The 17,097-nt window shown below is 45.6% G+C and carries 15 protein-coding genes; 4 read left to right on the plus strand and 11 right to left on the minus strand.

The genetic code is table 11. From position 1 onward, the window contains the following. Positions 1-1,433: 1,433 nt before the first annotated feature. Positions 1,434-2,012 carry a TetR/AcrR family transcriptional regulator gene (locus MHI01_RS13190; RefSeq protein ID WP_340983309.1) on the plus strand — a complete coding sequence of 193 codons (579 nt, stop codon included), beginning with the start codon at positions 1,434-1,436 and terminating at the stop codon, positions 2,010-2,012. A gap of 75 nt (positions 2,013-2,087) precedes the next feature. Beyond that, on the plus strand, positions 2,088-4,274 hold the full coding sequence (locus MHI01_RS13195) for a YhgE/Pip domain-containing protein (RefSeq protein ID WP_340983310.1): 2,187 nt from the start codon (positions 2,088-2,090) through the stop codon (positions 4,272-4,274). Positions 4,275-4,461: 187 nt separating this feature from the next. On the opposite strand, the gene MHI01_RS13200 is transcribed toward MHI01_RS13195, so the two are convergent. From MHI01_RS13200 to MHI01_RS13235, 8 genes are all read right to left on the minus strand, one after another. Then, entirely contained in the window at positions 4,462-5,211 is a 750-nt protein-coding gene (locus MHI01_RS13200) for a hypothetical protein (protein WP_340983311.1), read from the minus strand. A gap of 27 nt (positions 5,212-5,238) precedes the next feature. Beyond that, positions 5,239-5,988, minus strand: coding sequence for a hypothetical protein (locus MHI01_RS13205; RefSeq protein WP_340983312.1), 750 nt, complete (start codon positions 5,986-5,988; stop codon positions 5,239-5,241). Between the two features lie 303 nt (positions 5,989-6,291). Then, positions 6,292-7,056: an amino acid ABC transporter ATP-binding protein gene (locus tag MHI01_RS13210; protein ID WP_340983313.1), complete on the minus strand. Its 765-nt coding sequence runs from the start codon at positions 7,054-7,056 to the stop codon at positions 6,292-6,294. Positions 7,057-7,089: 33 nt separating this feature from the next. Beyond that, on the minus strand, positions 7,090-7,749 hold the full coding sequence (locus MHI01_RS13215) for an amino acid ABC transporter permease (protein WP_340983314.1): 660 nt from the start codon (positions 7,747-7,749) through the stop codon (positions 7,090-7,092). Positions 7,750-7,860: 111 nt separating this feature from the next. After that, positions 7,861-8,631, minus strand: coding sequence for an amino acid ABC transporter substrate-binding protein (locus tag MHI01_RS13220; protein ID WP_340983316.1), 771 nt, complete (start codon positions 8,629-8,631; stop codon positions 7,861-7,863). Between the two features lie 132 nt (positions 8,632-8,763). Further along, a complete protein-coding gene (locus MHI01_RS13225) occupies positions 8,764-9,321 on the minus strand; it encodes a DUF4825 domain-containing protein (RefSeq protein WP_340983317.1) in 558 nt (185 codons plus the stop codon). Beyond that, positions 9,318-10,013 (minus strand): permease prefix domain 1-containing protein, encoded by a 696-nt coding sequence (locus MHI01_RS13230; protein WP_339197463.1) that lies wholly within the window; start codon positions 10,011-10,013, stop codon positions 9,318-9,320. The genes MHI01_RS13225 and MHI01_RS13230 overlap by 4 nt, the downstream gene beginning before the upstream one ends. After that, positions 10,010-10,369: a PadR family transcriptional regulator gene (locus MHI01_RS13235; protein WP_076253369.1), complete on the minus strand. Its 360-nt coding sequence runs from the start codon at positions 10,367-10,369 to the stop codon at positions 10,010-10,012. The genes MHI01_RS13230 and MHI01_RS13235 overlap by 4 nt, the downstream gene beginning before the upstream one ends. 336 nt (positions 10,370-10,705) lie before the next feature. Here MHI01_RS13235 and MHI01_RS13240 point away from each other — a divergent pair, with 336 nt between their 5' ends. Then, positions 10,706-10,987, plus strand: coding sequence for a hypothetical protein (locus tag MHI01_RS13240; RefSeq protein ID WP_143781497.1), 282 nt, complete (start codon positions 10,706-10,708; stop codon positions 10,985-10,987). Between the two features lie 49 nt (positions 10,988-11,036). Here MHI01_RS13240 and MHI01_RS13245 read toward each other — a convergent pair whose 3' ends face one another. Both MHI01_RS13245 and MHI01_RS13250 read right to left on the minus strand, forming a co-directional pair. Beyond that, positions 11,037-12,542 (minus strand): alpha-glucosidase/alpha-galactosidase, encoded by a 1,506-nt coding sequence (locus MHI01_RS13245; protein ID WP_340983319.1) that lies wholly within the window; start codon positions 12,540-12,542, stop codon positions 11,037-11,039. Positions 12,543-12,730: 188 nt separating this feature from the next. Next, entirely contained in the window at positions 12,731-13,744 is a 1,014-nt protein-coding gene (locus MHI01_RS13250; protein WP_340983320.1) for an AraC family transcriptional regulator, read from the minus strand. Positions 13,745-13,925: 181 nt separating this feature from the next. On the opposite strand from MHI01_RS13250, the gene MHI01_RS13255 reads away from it, so the two are divergent. Continuing rightward, on the plus strand, positions 13,926-14,552 hold the full coding sequence (locus MHI01_RS13255; RefSeq protein WP_340983321.1) for a histidine phosphatase family protein: 627 nt from the start codon (positions 13,926-13,928) through the stop codon (positions 14,550-14,552). Between the two features lie 201 nt (positions 14,553-14,753). Here MHI01_RS13255 and MHI01_RS13260 read toward each other — a convergent pair whose 3' ends face one another. Further along, positions 14,754-17,090: a rhamnogalacturonan lyase gene (locus MHI01_RS13260; protein WP_340984859.1), complete on the minus strand. Its 2,337-nt coding sequence runs from the start codon at positions 17,088-17,090 to the stop codon at positions 14,754-14,756. Positions 17,091-17,097 lie beyond the last annotated feature (7 nt).

Raw genomic sequence — 17,097 nt, forward strand, 5'->3', positions numbered from 1 at the left:
GGTGTACTTCATTCATGCAAGCGGCATTTCTGGATCTTTCTAAAAAACAGGTAGCAATGCTTATGTAGTAATCGTAGTTCTAACCGTTGCCATACAAAAAACACAAACAGCTCAGCCATCTGTGAATTCATTACTCGTATTAGGAGCTCAGTTAGATACCGAAACCATGCTCTTCCTCCTACCAAAATTTCAATTCATACACACTATAGGGAGTGCGACTCGTTGAACGCGATCGGGTCCGCAAGGAGCTTGAAATTTCAATCCACGCACTCCATATAGAGTGCCACTAAAGGGTGTTGGGGTCCTTTACTTTCCCTACATCATTTCAATCCGCACACTCCATACGGAGTACGACACCGACAATTGCATCAGACTCAGCGATACCTTCAAATTTCGATACACATTCTTCATACGGAGTGCAACCTTAATTTACTGATAATTTCACAATTGGGTTTATCCAATTTCAATCCACATAGTGCGATACATAAGGCAGTTCAGCTCAGTTGAATGCTATTATTTTAATCTACACACTCCATACGGAGTGCGACGCCTGCCATCTGTATCCCTCCTTGGTTAGAGGCCGATTTCAATCCACGTACTCCATACAGAGTGCGACTCCAGAAGCGCCTGCCGGTTGGTGCACGTGCAGCTATTTCAATCCACGAACTCCATACAGAGTGCGACTAAAAATCTCAAACCTAATACCAACTATGTCTATATTTCAATCCACGCACTCCATACAGAGTGCGACCCGAGTCCAAACCCAAACCCGAGCCCACCATCTAAAATTTCAATTCACGCACTCCATACAGAGTGCGACTTAACACAGCCTTGCAAACTACCGTCCGCAACAGCATTTCAATCCACGCACTCCATACAGAGTGCGACGCTCACAAAAAATAGACCTTAACTCCGGATCCAGAATTTCAATCCACGCACTCCATACGGAGTGCGACCGGACAAGGATACAGGGACACTTTGTTGGGATGATATTTCAATCCACGCACTCCATACGGAGTGCGACTACGCCACCAACCCGAATTACGCGAACAACCTTATATTTCAATCCACGCACTCCATACGGAGTGCGACAGCGAAAAAACACGTATCTCAACAACCCGAACCATCAAAAACACGTTTTTTCACTATTATTCTATGACTTTCCATATCATTATTCAATCAAATTATGCCTACATGTTGCCTTAAGGTAACAATTTTGCCCATTTCGACAAATTCTGAGGTGCGAATCCCCCAGGGTTTTCATGTGAGCATCACATTCGCACCTGTCCTATCCATACCATGACAAAGATCACATCCACCTTCCCTGTTCAAGTGCTACAGTTGTTAACGACCAACTGACTATAATAGTAAAACGGTCAATATAGGACTTACCTTACCATTATCCTTTCAACCTACAAGGAGGTGTATATGCGATGAAAACGATAGATCGAAGGCAACAGGTGATGGACTCTGCCGAGAAATCCTTTGCCCTGTTTGGCTACAAGGCCACAACGATGGAGCAGGTTGCGAGACTTGCCAATGTGGGCAAGGGAACGATCTATACTTTTTTTGATAATAAAGAAGAACTGTTTAGCGAGATTCTGCGCTCGATCATTGCGGATATGAGACAGATTACAGAGCAGACGGTGAAGGAAGAGAACTCCTTTCTGGATAACGTGCATATGAGTATGGATTCTTTGCTGGAGTACCGGGAGGAACATGAGCTGTTGATCAAGCTCTTTCAGGAGGTCAACGAGTTTGGTACACCGCAAGCCAAGGAAGGTTTGCAGAAAGTGGAGACAGCCATTCTCGAATATCTGGAGCGTCAGGTGAGCCGTGCCATGGAGTTGGAGCAGATTCGCAGAGACGATCCCAAGCTGGTTTCTTTTGTCCTGCTGAAGCTGTATGTCACCTTAACCTCAGATTGGAACAAAGCGCATCCTACGTTGCACAAAGATAAGATCAAGGATTTTGTGGGCCTCTTTCTCAAGAATGGCTTATCCCCCACCTAGAAAAGGCATGTACTAGATTCAACACATAATAGAGATAAAACAAACGGATTAGCGTAAGGATAGGGAGAGAACATGATGAAATCATTCCACGTATTTGGGCAGGATCTGAAGTCCGCCTTTAAAAAACCAAAAGTATTTATTCCAATTCTCGTTGTACTGTTCATTCCGGTGCTGTATAGCGGCCTGTTCCTGAATGCATTCTGGGACCCCTATGGCAAAATGAATGAGTTACCTGTGGCAGTGGTCAACACGGATCAGGGCGCAACCTACAATGACAAATCGCTGGAAGTCGGTCAGAATCTGGTCGATGAATTGAAAAAAAGTAATGATTTCGACTGGAAATTCGTGACACGGGAACAAGCGGAGCAAGGTATGGAAGACGACAAGTATTATATGACCATCGTGATCCCCGAGGATTTTTCAGCAAAAGCTACCACTCTGATGGAGGATCACCCACAACCAGCGGAGCTGATCTATGAGCCCAATGAAGGATACAACTTCCTCGCGGGTCAGATTGGTGGAACTGCGGTCAAACAGATCAAATCCAAAATCTCCGCCAAAGTAACTGAGTCGTATACCGAAACGTTACTGGATCAGGTGGAGAAGATCTCTAGCGGTTTATCAGATGCCGGAGCTGGTGCTGACAAGATCAACGAGGGCGCAACCAAGCTGGATGACGGTGCTGCCACATTGAAAAAGAACCTGTCCAAACTGGCGGATAGAACCGACAAACTGGAAACAGGTGTGGCACCGTTAAAAGAGGGTACAGCTACCTTGGCACAAGGAATCGGCACGCTTCATGCAGGAGCCAGCTCCCTGTCGGATGGATTGTCCCAATTGGCAGCAGCAGGCACGAAGCTAAGTGATGGAGCAACCCAGGCTGAAACAGGCGGCAAACAACTACAGGCTGGCCTTCAATCTGCTCAGGAAGGCGCAGCCAAGCTGGATGCAGGACTGGCGGCTTCCGAGGAAGGCAGTGCAAAGCTGACTGCTGGGCTGCAAAGTTCTGTTGAGGGCAGTGGTAAAGTTAGCGAAGGTACCAAAGCGGTTGCACAAGGGCTCGCCCAATTAGCTGAAGCCAGTCCGGAACTTGCGGCAAGTCCTGCTGTGCAGCAACTCTTGGTAGCCAGTCAGGCCGTAGCCGCTGGCAGCGAACAAGTGTATCAGGGTGGACAGCAATTAGTGGCAGGCAGCCAAAACCTGTATGCTGCACAACAGCAACTACATCAAGGCAGCAGTCAGTTGGTACAGGGTGAACAACAACTGGTACAAGGAGCTACGCAGTTGTCCGCCGGACAAGAAAAGCTTGCAACAGGGCTGAAACAATTCAATTCCAAATTATCCGAAGCAGCCGCTGGCGGAGCCAAACTTGTGGATGGTTCAGGTCAATTGAATGCTGGTGCAGGCAAATTGGTTGCGGGTGTAAGCCAGCTTACAGACGGAATCTCAACCCTTGCAGATGGTTCACATAAGCTTGATGACGGCGCCGGTCAGTTAAAAGAAGGTACGCTTAAGCTAACGGACGGCTCTGGCAAACTTGCCACCAAGCTGAATGAAGCGGCTGAGCAGACGGGGAGTGTGAAGAAGACCGATGAGCTGGTAACCATGTATGCAGAGCCTGTTCAGGTCGATGAGCATAAATATAACGAGGTTCCTAACTATGGTACAGGATTCTCGCCATACTTCCTGTCACTCGGGCTATTTGTAGGGGCATTAATTGCCACATTGGTAGTGCCAACACGCGGCAGCACGGTTAGTGAGGCAAGTGGCTGGAATCGTTTTGTGAGTAAAACGCTGTCCTTCACGCTCATGAGTGCTGTACAGTCCCTGCTTGCTTCATGGCTGGTCTTGTACGGTTTGGGTCTGGATGTTCAGAGCGTTCCATTGTTCCTCTTGTTCAGCTTTGTTACCAGTCTAAGCTTCATGTACATCATTCAGGCACTGGTGACTTGGCTGGAGAATCCGGGTCGTTTTCTTGCGATTCTGATGCTGATCTTCCAGCTCACCACCAGTGCAGGCACCTTCCCGCTCGAACTAATTCCAAATTGGCTGAAAGTGTTTAATCCATGGCTGCCTATGACCTATTCGGTAACAGGTTATAAAGCAGTTATCTCGAGTGGACAGTTCAGTGTAACCTGGGATCAGATTGGTATTCTGTGCATATTCGCCGTGATTGGTCTTGGAGGAACCTTAACGTATTTCCTGATGCATCGCACCACGGAGAACGAAAATGTAAGCAGTGAAGCTGTTTTCCAAGTTTAAATAAAGCGACTTCAAGCTTAGTATAAGCATTAGATAAGATATTGAAGCGATATAGAAGTAATAGACTATTAACGCTATAGAAACCAAAAGGCATATCCTCTGTCCTGACTCGCTGATTCACAGCCAGTCTGGTGTATGGGATATGCCTTTAAATATTAAAAAACGTGTCACACTAATACAGCTGACCTTACCTAGGATTTAGAGCAAATAAAAAATTCCAGGTTGAGCCCTTTACTTCAATTTTCGCTGTAGTTCTAGTAACAACTCTGGCTCCTGGGGAAGGAACATTTACTGGTGACCATCCATAATTTCTTGGAAGTATCGTTCCAGAAATACCTATATCTAAAATTTTAGTTTGATTACTTATTGCTTTACCACTAATACCCATACCATTTTGATGAATCTCCATCTTTTTCTCAGTTACTTTGTACAATGAGTCCTTAATCTCTAATCGATAGTCGATTTTATTTATGTTTATATAACTAAATCCAGGATCATCTAAATGAACCGTATAATAAATTGTCTCATAAAAAGTCATACCATTATTCGAGTCCGATTCATTACCTTTTGTTTGGTGCTCAGATGATGCTTTAATTTCAGTTTTATATTGGACTGCTTCTTCTCCAGTTTGTTTATCAATCAGGTCATACAGTTTTTGGGTTTGTAATTCTTCTACAGACCCTATTATCTTCTCACCAGTTACATCGTTATCCATTGCTATCTCCATTTGAGAACTAGATGTATGCCCAAGAAGACTTGACTCTAACTCTTTTTCATTTAATATACTCTGTTTATGAGTGTCAGCATAACTTCTTTTAATAGTATACTTTTCAGTATCAAATGAATGTTCGTTTTCCTGTGCAAGAACAGAAGTATTTCCCAATGAAATGAGTAATAGAACGGATAATATTATTCTTGAAAATCTCGGTTTTCTCAAAATTATTCCACCTTTCATTATTTTTTCTTACCTCGGATTCATACTAAATGAGAATTCCCACGAATTCGACCCTCTCGTAACTAAAGCAGTTGTTTTAGTTCCTAATCTAGTTATTAGATGATCAAATCGAGTAGCGACCCATCCGAAATCTCTAACCAATATCGTTCCTGAGCTATTTAAATCAACTGTAATAAATTGATCTTTGTACTTATTATCGTTAATACCTGCCCCCCTTTGATTGATGAGCATTTTCTTTTGAGTTACTACATACTGTGGATCTTGTCTTTCAAATCTATAGTCAATTTTATTAATATTTATATAATCGACAACATTTGTTGTAGCCGTATAATAGATTGTTTGAAAGTATTTTAATCCTCCAGATTTATCAACTCCATTATCACTTCCTTGGTTTTCTGTTGAAGCCATAATTTCTGCTTTATAATGTACAGCTGCCTCACCAGTTTGTTTATCTACAAGGTCATATAGTTTCTCAATTTCTACATTTTCAATTAAACCAAGGTTCGTTTCACCAGTTTCTGTATCAGTTAACTTAACTTCTCCCAAAGATATAAGACTATTAGGGAATTTGCTTGTTGCATAATTTTTTTTAACTTCATCACTCTCTTGGTGTAGGTTAGAAGATCCCTTGACAATCTCATACTTTTCCTCATCGTAGGTCGCATCATCAGATAGAGCTAAAGCAGACGAACCAAAAGCAAAAGACGTAATAAAAAAAATAGAAACCATACATAATTTCAATAATGAATTGTATCTCATAATATTCCTCCTCTTATTAATAATCCTTAAACCATATCATAAATATTTATAAAAAGTAACAAATAGTGGGTTTTATTCTAAATAACATACTTTATACCTACACAATTAGGAGGTTTCAGCTATAAAATTAGTTATTAATTAATCAGTTCCGTTGATTTATACCTAATTTAATTACTTCACGATTTTTAAATATGAATATCGAATTTATTTATCTGCGCACCAAAAAAACGCTATGAACACACCCTGGAATGTATTCATCGCGTATAGGTTATATTTCTATATAATATAATTCTTTCAATCAATTCAACGAGACTCCCCTTGCATGTCCACCCGCTGTAAAAACGTCCGGGTACGTGCAAGCTTTGGATTGCCGAAGATCTGTTCTGGAGGCCCTGCCTCTGCGATCTCGCCGTTATCCATGAAGAATACGCGATCCGCAACGTCACGGGCAAAGCCCATCTCATGCGTGACAATCATCATGGTCATGTTCTCCTGCGCAAGCTGTTTGATGACACGCAACACTTCTCCCGTCAGTTCGGGATCGAGTGCCGATGTCGGCTCATCAAACAGGAGGATATCCGGTTGCATCATGAGTGCGCGGGCAATAGCTACACGCTGTTTCTGTCCACCGGACAGATTACCAGGGTAGACATCGGCCTTGTCCGACAGCCCTACTTTGCCGAGTAATTCCAGACTGCGCTTCCGGATGATTGCCAAGCCATCTTTTTTCAACGTCTTTGGTGCGAGTTCTAAGTTCTCCCTTACAGTCAGATGCGGGAAGAGGTTGAAATGCTGAAATACCATTCCCATGCGATCCGTAATCTTTCGAATATCCGCCGCACCAGCGTAACGGCCATTATCAACCAACGTCTGATCCTGAATGCGAATCGTTCCTCCCGAAATATCCTCCAGATGAATCAGGCTGCGCAGCATCGTACTTTTTCCCGAACCCGAAGGCCCGATCACGGCAATCACTTCGCCTGGTTCCACTTTGAAAGATACCTGCTTCAGCACATCAAGTGTACCGAATGATTTTCTCAACTGATTTACTTCTAATATATGTGTCATATGCAGACAGTCCTTTGATTGATCAGATTTAATTTATTCAAATGAAAACCGCTTCTCCAATCCTTTAAACAGCAAAGTAAGTACCAGGGTCATCAATAGGTACATAATCGCAGCGATGAAAAAAGCAATCAACTGCCCATCCCGATTCACTGCCGCTTGAGCATAATACAACAACTCATGCACAGAAACAGCATATAACAATGCCGTATCCTTAATCAGTGTAATGGACTCATTGGCTGTTGCTGGCAATACCACGCGGATCATCTGCGGGATAATGACCTTCATCATCGTTTGCCGTCTCGTTAAGCCCAGCACTTTAGCTGCCTCATGCTGCCCCTTGTCTACGGAGAGCAATCCACCTCTGAAGATTTCGGCAAAATATGCCGCATAATTTAGTATAAACGCAATCGCTGCTGCAACAAATCGATCAAACACTAAATATTCGCCAATTACAGGCAACAGCGGCAGACCGAAACAGAAGAAGAAAATTTGCAGCAATAGCGGCGTTCCGCGCATAACATAGACGTACATATGTGCGATCCAGGCTAGGGGTTTGAAACGACTTCGCATGATTAACGTTATCCCAAAACCAAACGGCACAGAGAGCACGATAGCGAACAAAAACATGAAAATCGTCATCTGAGCCCCTTCCAGCATCGGCTTCATCACGGTAAAAATATAATCCCAACTCATTATTATGTCTCCTCTAATCTGTTAACCCCGCATTCCTCAGCAGCTTCATGGGCTCCATCGTGGAATACGGGGTCATTTTGTTTTAACTCATATTTCAGGTGTCACACCTGTCTATTTCAGAACCTTATCTTCACCCAACCATTGAGTGGAGATCTTAGCCGCTGTTCCGTCTGCATTCAACTCATCCAGCGCTTTTTGCAGCTGATTCAGAAGTTCTTCATTGCCTTTTTTGATCCCAATACCATATTGCTCCGGCGCAAGGGCTTCATCCAACAACTTGTACTTTCCCTCTTCCTTGGACATGTAATATCTCGCAACCACTTCATCAATAATGACTGCATCCAGCCGTGTCGTTTTTAAATCGGTCAGTGCAAGTACATTATCCTTGAATTCCGATGTTTTCACTTTGTCCTTCAAAGGACTTGCCGCGAGGGCGTCTGCCGCCGAGGAGAGAGCCTGCAATCCCACATTTTTACCATCGAGTTCATCCAGCTTTGTGATTGGCGAGTCCACCAGTGTAATAGCTACCTGACTGTTTTCCAGATATGGCTTCGTAAAGAGTACTTTCTCTTTGCGCTCATCTGTAATGGTGTACCCGTTCCAGATCATGTCGATCCGGCCACTGTTCAGCTCCAACTCTTTGGAAGACCAGTCGATTGGCTGGAATGTGATTTCTTTACCCATTTTCTCCGCTGCAGCTCTTGCGTAATCAATATCAAAACCAACAATTTCATTTTGCTCGTCCCGGAAGCCCATTGGAGCAAACTTGTCATCAATTCCTACAACAATCGTGTTATCGTCTTTGCTTGCGGAACTGGAACAACCAGCCACAATCAATACACATATACTAATGAATAATAGTAAAATCGCTTTTTTTCTCATCTCTCGAACCCCTCCATGTCTATAACCAAAACCCAAACGCTTTAGTTCGTTACCACGTTATCAGAGATTTATAATAACATAGCATGGGAGAAGAGTCGAGTCTCTTGCTTATTTCCTTCTATTTCATGCAGCTTAATTGGCAACAATCTGTGAAAAAGCCTCTTTCACTTGTCCCGGTTCCACCAGCTTCTCGCGTACAGTCGAATTCCATAACTCCGGATTCTGAAGCTCCTTTAATTCCGTACCTGTCCATTGTTGGGCAGATTCACGACGTAAGGTATGGCTGGTATTGTCAAACTGGTAGACGATCTGCTCCAGATTATCGATCATAACAAAGTTCGCAACCGCATTATATACGAGTATCCGCTCAAGTTCCTCTGCATCCATCTCACGCGTATCCAAGCTATAATTCACTTGAGCTGTGAACGTCTCCGGGTACAGTTGGTAACCATTCAATCTTTCACGTAAAGGTAAAGCCTGATTCAGATGACTAAGGTTTGAATTATCACCCATGTAGGGACTGCGATATTTGGCTAAAGCGGCAAAATTATGTGTCAGCGGATTCTGCTGCTCTTCCTCGTACCGAGTCTGTTTCGCCTCGATCTTCGGATTAACGAAGCCTTCAACAATCACTAAGCCACTGATGCCCAACACAACAAGTGTTATAATCCATATGTTTCTAATTCTCATAACGCATCACTCACTTCATACTTACTAACAATCCGATACGCCCGATGCACAACCAAAGGAATAATAACACTCAGTAATGGGATGGCAAAGGCAATGACGATCACAGCAAACTGATAGGGTCCATCCACCTGAATGGGTCGATTAAACCAGATGTTGCTTCCGAATCGTAACGCTGCCTGCGTTCCCCATAGTACGAGTATTAATGCTGCCCACAACCACCATATCCTGCGATTCCACTGCACTAAGGCAGGGATTCGAATAACCGTGGTTTTCACGGAGGTTGCAGAATCGTTCGTCTTGTTGATCAACAGATACAATACATACATGCCACCAACAATGAGACTCACGATCATAAGCAGATTGTTTATGGCGGAGCCTTGCATCAGCACTCTCATTGGAATGGTAATGATCCAGGCTACGAGGCTATAAATCAGAGCAGACTGCAACAACGCTGTCCAGTAAGGAACACGTTGTACCCTTCGATGGTCACTCATCACTTCATCCATACCAGCGATATGCTGAATGGCGGTCTGGAACGCCTTCTCTTCACTCATACCCTGCGAGATATAATCGTCAATCCGCGCAGCGAGATTGCTGTGAATCTCTTCTTTTAATTCTCGATTGTCTAATGTATCTTGTGCGTGAGCGAACAAACGATTCACATGACGAGTGATGCGAGCTTCCAATCTCATAGGTCTTCATCTCCTTTTTCTCCAGTGACAATCATGCAATCAATCAGTGCCTTGGCTGCTTGCCAAGCATGAACCTGCTCTCTATAGGCTTTAAGGCCTTGCGTTGTAATTCGGTAATATTTGCGTCGTCCTCCCTGCGTCTCTTCCCCCCAGTAGGACTCCACATATCCACTCTTCTCCAGCCTCTTCAAACTGGAATAAAGCGTAGGTTCCTTCAATTCAAACTGCTCTCCGCTCTTACGATAGATCTCCTTAATAATGCTGTAGCCATAGTTATCTGCGGGTATAAGTACACTCAGAATGATGGGGTCAATATTGCCCCGAATCAGATCACTGTTAATCACTTGCACATCCATCTACGAGTTTCACCGACTTTCTTCCGTCCTGTGTATACTATAAGACACATTACTATGTCTGTAAAGGTAATATGTATCACATGGTAAATATGCATCGCAAGAGTAACACTAGCAACATTCCTCTCTTGCAAATAAAATTCTTCAATACGATAAGAACATTGACCACATTGGTATTTCTTTCAACTTTGCTTATATTATCCGGCTGTAATCCTACTCCAAGTCATAGTACAAACAAAACTGCCTACACTAGTGATACAGACTGAAAGTGGCACTCCTATTCCTGCTATACAGGGCAGTTATTGCTGGGAAAGTATGTGTGCAGACTATGCAGGTGATATGGAACTGTTGGAAGGTCAGGTACCTGTCTCCGTGTTGGTAGGCGAGAATATATCTATTCATCTGGGTACAAATGTACCACCTGACGAGTTAACTCTTGTCGAATATGTAAATGGAGTGGCACGTCCCATCTCTTTACGAGAAGGTTCATTCCAGTTAGCGCAGGAAAAAGGTACTCATTATTATGGAGCCTTTGCCCGCTGGACTTCCCCTCAAAATTCCCAGGTTTCCTTGGGTGATACCTCTTTTGCCTTTGTTATCCGTGGTGTCGAAAAAAAATAAAAACAAACAGGGCCCCTCCAATTTTGGAGAGGCCCTTACGCATTTTTATCTATTGCTGCACTTTCTCGCGATCTTTCCCTTTATCGGATTCGCCCGCATTTTTGTTCGCAGCATCGCGATCCTGTTTCATTTCTTCCACCGTTTTCACCTTGAGTCTTGCCGCTCCTTCATATTCCATTGTTGGAATAAGGTCACCTGCAGCAAGTCTTGTTTCTGCAGCTGCAATCGCATCTCCGTACTGCGGCAACCACTCGGCCTGTGCAACGAGCATCTCGTCGACCATCTGCCAGATTTCTTTTGGATTACATACGGCACCCACGAGCGGGTCCATCATGAACGCCTGACGAAGTAATTTGTCATCTCCGTTCACCGCGGCTTCAACCGCGAGCCGTTGCACGGAAATACTCACATTACATACCGCCGCCGGGCCAAGGGGCAGATCCCCTACATGTGGCATAGAGATCCCGTTGCGATCCACATATCCCGGTGCCTCAATAATCGCATCATCCGGCAGGTTGGAGATGACTCCATTATTAACGGTATTGAAATGTCCACGATAGACACGTCCCGTCTCCAGCCCTTCAATAATGTATGAACCGTGCTCCTCGCCCCGTTTTTCCGGAATGAATTGCATCGGTTCATCCTTCATCCAGTTAGGAAAATCAGTCTCAAACCAGTTGCGCCCCTCGGTACATACGCGCAGATACCCACCTGTCTCTCCGTTGATCCAGTTGCCCAGGTCGATCCATTCGTTAATCTCTTCCGGACGTTTGCGGTACCACGGCACATATTCACTCAGATGACCATTCGATTCTGTACTGTAATATCCGAACCGGCGTAGCATATCGATCCGCACTTTCTCAGTACGGCTATACTCCGGATGTTTCTCGAAGGCTTCGAGCAGGTCACCTGTAAGGTCTTTACCTTCATGAGAAGCCTGAATATACCAGGTCTGATGGTTGATGCCGGCACAGACAATATCCACTTCACTCTTTTTCAATCCAAAAGCTTCCGCAATCTGATGATGACCATGCTGTACGCCATGACACAGTCCGATCGTCCGTACACCACCGTACTTGTTGCAAGCCCATGTGAGCATCGCCATCGGATTGGAATAGTTCAAGAGCAGCACGTCGGGTGCGCTCTGTTCACGAATATCCTTACAGATGTCCAGCATCTCGGCGATTCCCCGTTGTCCGTACATAATGCCGCCTGCACACAGCGTATCGCCGACACATTGGTCTACCCCATATTTCAGTGGAATATCTACATCTGTTGCAAATGCTTCCAGTCCCCCAACACGAATCGTACACAGTACATACTTCGCATCTTTCAATGCTTCTTTACGATCTGTTGTCGGCTGAATCTGAATATTCAATCCATTCTCACGGATATCCCGCTGACACAGCTCAGTCACCATGTCCAGATTGTGCTGGTTAATATCGCAGAACGCAATCTCGATGTTGTTAAACTCGGGTACCGTGAGCAAATCCCTTAACAATCCCCGTGTAAATCCGATACTTCCTGCCCCGATAAACGCCACTTTAAAAGACATCCCTATGTCCTCCCTTAATCCGAATCTTTCGCTTCGGTTAATGACTCTCTTCATGAAATCATTGTACCAACCGCATATAGGGAAGCGTTATCAAAATCATGACCTGTTCAAGATCTTGTTGTCAAAAATCCTAACTTTTACGCGCTAGCTCCAATAATCCAGTTGTATTCGAAATAACTGCAATCGGCTCATTCATCGGACGGGTACTGACTGACATGTCGTTCCATAGAGGAGCGAAATTCAACCGGCGTACGACCTGTATATTTTTTGAACAACATATGAAAATACTGACGACTGCCTACTCCAACATAGTCAGAGATTTCCGAAATCGGAATATTGGTCTGCTGAAGCAGCATCTTGGCCTTTTCCATTCGAAGCATCGTCAGGTAGTCGGTAGGTGTGCGCTGCGTGTGCTGACGAAAAATACGATGTAAATAGCCTGGATGCAGATTAACTGCTGCCGCAATATCCTTCATCTGAATGTTACGATCCATATTGTGATGCATGAATTCAATGGTTCGTTTGACGTACAGTTCCGCCTGATCTGGCGCACTCCGGCTCATTTCTCCGCGCAGACGTGCAACACGGACCAGCAACTGCACGAACAGCGTACGCACCAGCATACCCTGTTCCGGGGACGAGAGATTCCGGGCTTCCCGGTGATGCAACCTTTCCTCAGGTGGAATAATCCTCATTGACGTGGGCGCTCTTCCTTGCTCCAGTAGACCACGCTGATCGAGTTCCAGCACCAGACTTTTCATAATATGATACACTTCTTCCGGGTCAGGCAGTACCAGATATGGAGAAGCATTAGTGAGTAGAGTGTGGACTTCTTCCTCTTCCAGCGCAAGCTGGCGGATGGATAGCTGTCCGGGAGACGAGGTGGAGAAACCAAACTCCACATTGAGCATCCGGCAAGGGACACCATCTTCCACCAGCAAACGGTGCGGGACACCTGCGTCGAGCATAATGAACTGCCCTTTTTTCAAAACGGCCTGCTCCGAACTCCCATCCGACATCTGCACATCCACCCGGCACATTCCCGAAATAATATACATGATCTCTGTCGAATCATGATTGTGATAGGACATACGATAGTTGTCCCATTGCTTGTAGTAGTACGCGTAAAATCGCGGCCCGCAATCCTCTGTTCGCAAACCCTCCTGATACAGGCTTCCTGTCCAAGGCTTTGTGATGCTCATGTCGATACCTCCATTCCTTCAACGATCGATCCTCACTTTTCTCCATTGTAGCAATTCTATAGGTTGAATATAAACTGTCTTGCTTAAAAGCCTCATTGCAATATTTAATTAGATGAATATATAATTAGTTTATCATCTAATCATTTATGTGAACTGTCTATAACTAAGGAGGTTTCCAATCATGAGTACCACCTTTCATTTGGTGAGACATGGTCTCAAAGAACGAAGAATCGGTGATGTCTCCCTCACTGCCGAAGGGGCTTTACAAGCCGAAGCCACAGCACTTCATTTTGCCAGAGCTATCTTTCCCGTTACTAAAATCCTTACCAGCCCACTTCAACGGGCCCGAGAAACTGCAAGTATGATTGCCCGCCACACCCGTTTTCATATAACCGAAGATCCTCGCCTGCGCGAACGTGCCAATTGGGGCGATTGCCCGGATCAGTCATTCGAAGAATTCATTGCGATGTGGGATCGATGTACGTCTGAGCCAGATTACATTCCACCCGTGGGAGACTCGGCCAAACAGGCTGGTGAACGTCTGGCCTCCCTCCTAACCGAATTAGCTAATGAAGAGCCAGAGAACAGTAACATTATTGTGGTTACACATGGTGGACTCATTACTGATTTTCTGGTGCAAACCTTTAGCGAGCGCGAGCTTAACGTCTGGCATTCCGATTTTATAGCTATGCAGAACCAACTTATCCCGGAGTGCTCCATCACCACATTGATCCATGATCAAGGTAAATACACCATTAAAGCATTCGCTTCTACCGTGCATCTAGACTCCAACGATGTAAAAAAATGACGTAACATGGATGGCTGAGCAAACGCCAAGCTTTATCCGCAGATCCTTATGTGAAAAAAGCTCTGAAACCCCATGTGCGAGACACATTGGGATTCCAGAGCTTTTAAGCTTCGATGCCAATTCTTAAAAATGCCAACGCTGCTTTACGTTACAGGCTCACATGTTGTAGTGCTATTGCTAGGCAGTGCTCATCCAGCCTGCTTACTTTCCGCCCTTACCTGGCGTGTAGAACTTAGGTAGCGTTACTTTGGACCAGTCCATATCCGATGCCATATAGAAGGACGGATAGGACGGCTGATTGTATCCACTGTTCTGTCCGGCAATGCCCACACGATACATCGCATCATGCATCAGCGTGTACAGCTTGCGGTCTGTCTTCTCGGTACTCAGATAGATACGAATCGCGGAACTGTCCGTGGTTCTCACCAGCATCTCTTCCCGCCAATCCCCTAAGATATCAGCTACAAGGGAAGGTGTACCTTTGGTGTGATTGTTGGTCAATGTGCCTGTTGCCGTCAGCAACGTGCCACGATTCCAGTCTTTGATGGTTGGTGTAACATCAATCGCACCATCAACGATCTGTGTCGTCATATCGGCAGACCAACGGATATTCATATTCGTTCCCGGCATCTGATCACTGATTTTCTCACCCTTAGCTGTCCACAAACCTACAGCCCATGTCTCCAGTCCACGGCGAGTCGGATCAACATCACCCACCATGCCGCGACCGGTATCTTTCCCCGTGTACCCACCATAGATTACTTCTCCGGTCTTCGCATCACGCAGGGAATAGCCGTATGGCGCCCACGGACCACCCTCGTGAACCATGAAAATCTCCAGTCCCGGACGATCCGGGTCGATATCTGCCACATGAAGAGCATCCCCATGACCCAGACGGGCAATCGTTCCAGGCGCAGCACTTTCGGCAGGCATCAGGTCTGTTGAGCTGTATAGCACGCTGCCGTCATGATCAATCGTAGCGGAGCCATAGATAATCTCCTGTTTACCATCTCCATCCACATCCGCCACACTGAAATAGTGCGCTCCCTGAGTTGTAATGGAGCCGTACTGCGGATCTGTACCATCTACGCCGTGCGGTCCGTCATTGAACGGGTTCTTCATCGGCGTCCAACCGCTGTCCACTTTCCATTCCTTTTTCAGCTTCTTGCCGTCCCAATTGTAGGCAACCATCGTTGAACGTGTATAGTATCCGCGTGCAAATATAGCAGATGGTTTCTTGCCGTCCAGATAAGCCACTCCGGCTAGGAAACGGTCCACCCGATTCCCAGGTTCGATCCGTGCCATGGCATAATCGCCCCACATCAGGCCATCATCATGACGCTCAGGTTCATATGGGATGGTCTCCAGCTCTTTGCCCGATTTGCCTTCAAATACCGTAACATACTCAGGACCATCCACGATAAAACCTTCGAACTTGCGCAGCTCATTGCGGTTACTGCGTTCTACCGCATATACATCAATGAAGTAGTCAGCCAGGCCCTCGGCATCCTGCTGAGATAATGGGTAATTATATTTTTTCTCGATTCCAAAAGCTTCTTCTAATGTCGCAGGCCAGTTCCCCTTTACAACCTCGTCGTGCTTATGCCAGTTTCTGAACATATCCACCATATGATCGTAGTACCCATCAGCACTCAAGCGATAATCATCTTCGTTTGAGTACCCTGCCTTGCGATCCTGCTTCGGAAGTGTAATGTATTTCTCGGATGTCACTTTTCCTTTTTTGTTATATTTGATAATCTTCGTGCCCGGCGCGGTCTTGAACATCATCTCAGCCTTGCCATCCCCGTCAAAATCGTAAACGAGCATCTGTGTATAATGAGCACCTGCACGGATATTGACCCCAAGATCGATCCGGTACAACAACTGACCGTCCAAGGTGTAAGCATCAATGTAGGTTTTACCTGTATATCCTTTTTGCGATACGTCCTTGGCGTTGGAAGGGTCCCATTTGACGAAAAACTCATATTGACCATCCCCATCCACATCACCCACGCTCATGTCATTGGCGGAATACGTATAAGCTTCTCCCGCAGGCGTCACACCATCGGCGGGTTTTTGCAGTGGAATGTCCACATACCCGTTCGCCCAAGGTTTGACGGATGCACTGCGTTTGCTCTCCTTCCCCTTCTTGTTCACCGCTGCCACTTCATAACGGGAAGAAGATTTGCCCGCGGCATCTACATAGTTGGTGCTGTCGGTGACGGTAGCGATCTTTTTGCCATCACGATAGACGTTAAAGTCCGTACCTGTCAGCCCTTTGTCGCTATACCCTGTGGCCTCGTCACCAAGCAATCTCCAACTGAGAAAAACACCTTCAGATGTCGATGCAGCCACCAAACCCCGATCCAGATATTCCAGTTGAATCTCTTTCACGTGACTGTCCCCCTTATGTGATTGCAGGCCAGCCTCCGTCCCCCCATTACCGTTCGAAGCTTCCGCTCCGGTAATCCCAGCGGTTCCTCCAATGAGCAAAGCTACGCTGAGTGCCGAAGAGAGCACCTTGGCTGCAAGTGGCATACGAGCC

The sequence above is a fragment of the Paenibacillus sp. FSL M7-0656 genome, from assembly GCF_038003225.1.
In the GTDB taxonomy this organism is placed as follows: domain Bacteria; phylum Bacillota; class Bacilli; order Paenibacillales; family Paenibacillaceae; genus Paenibacillus; species Paenibacillus amylolyticus.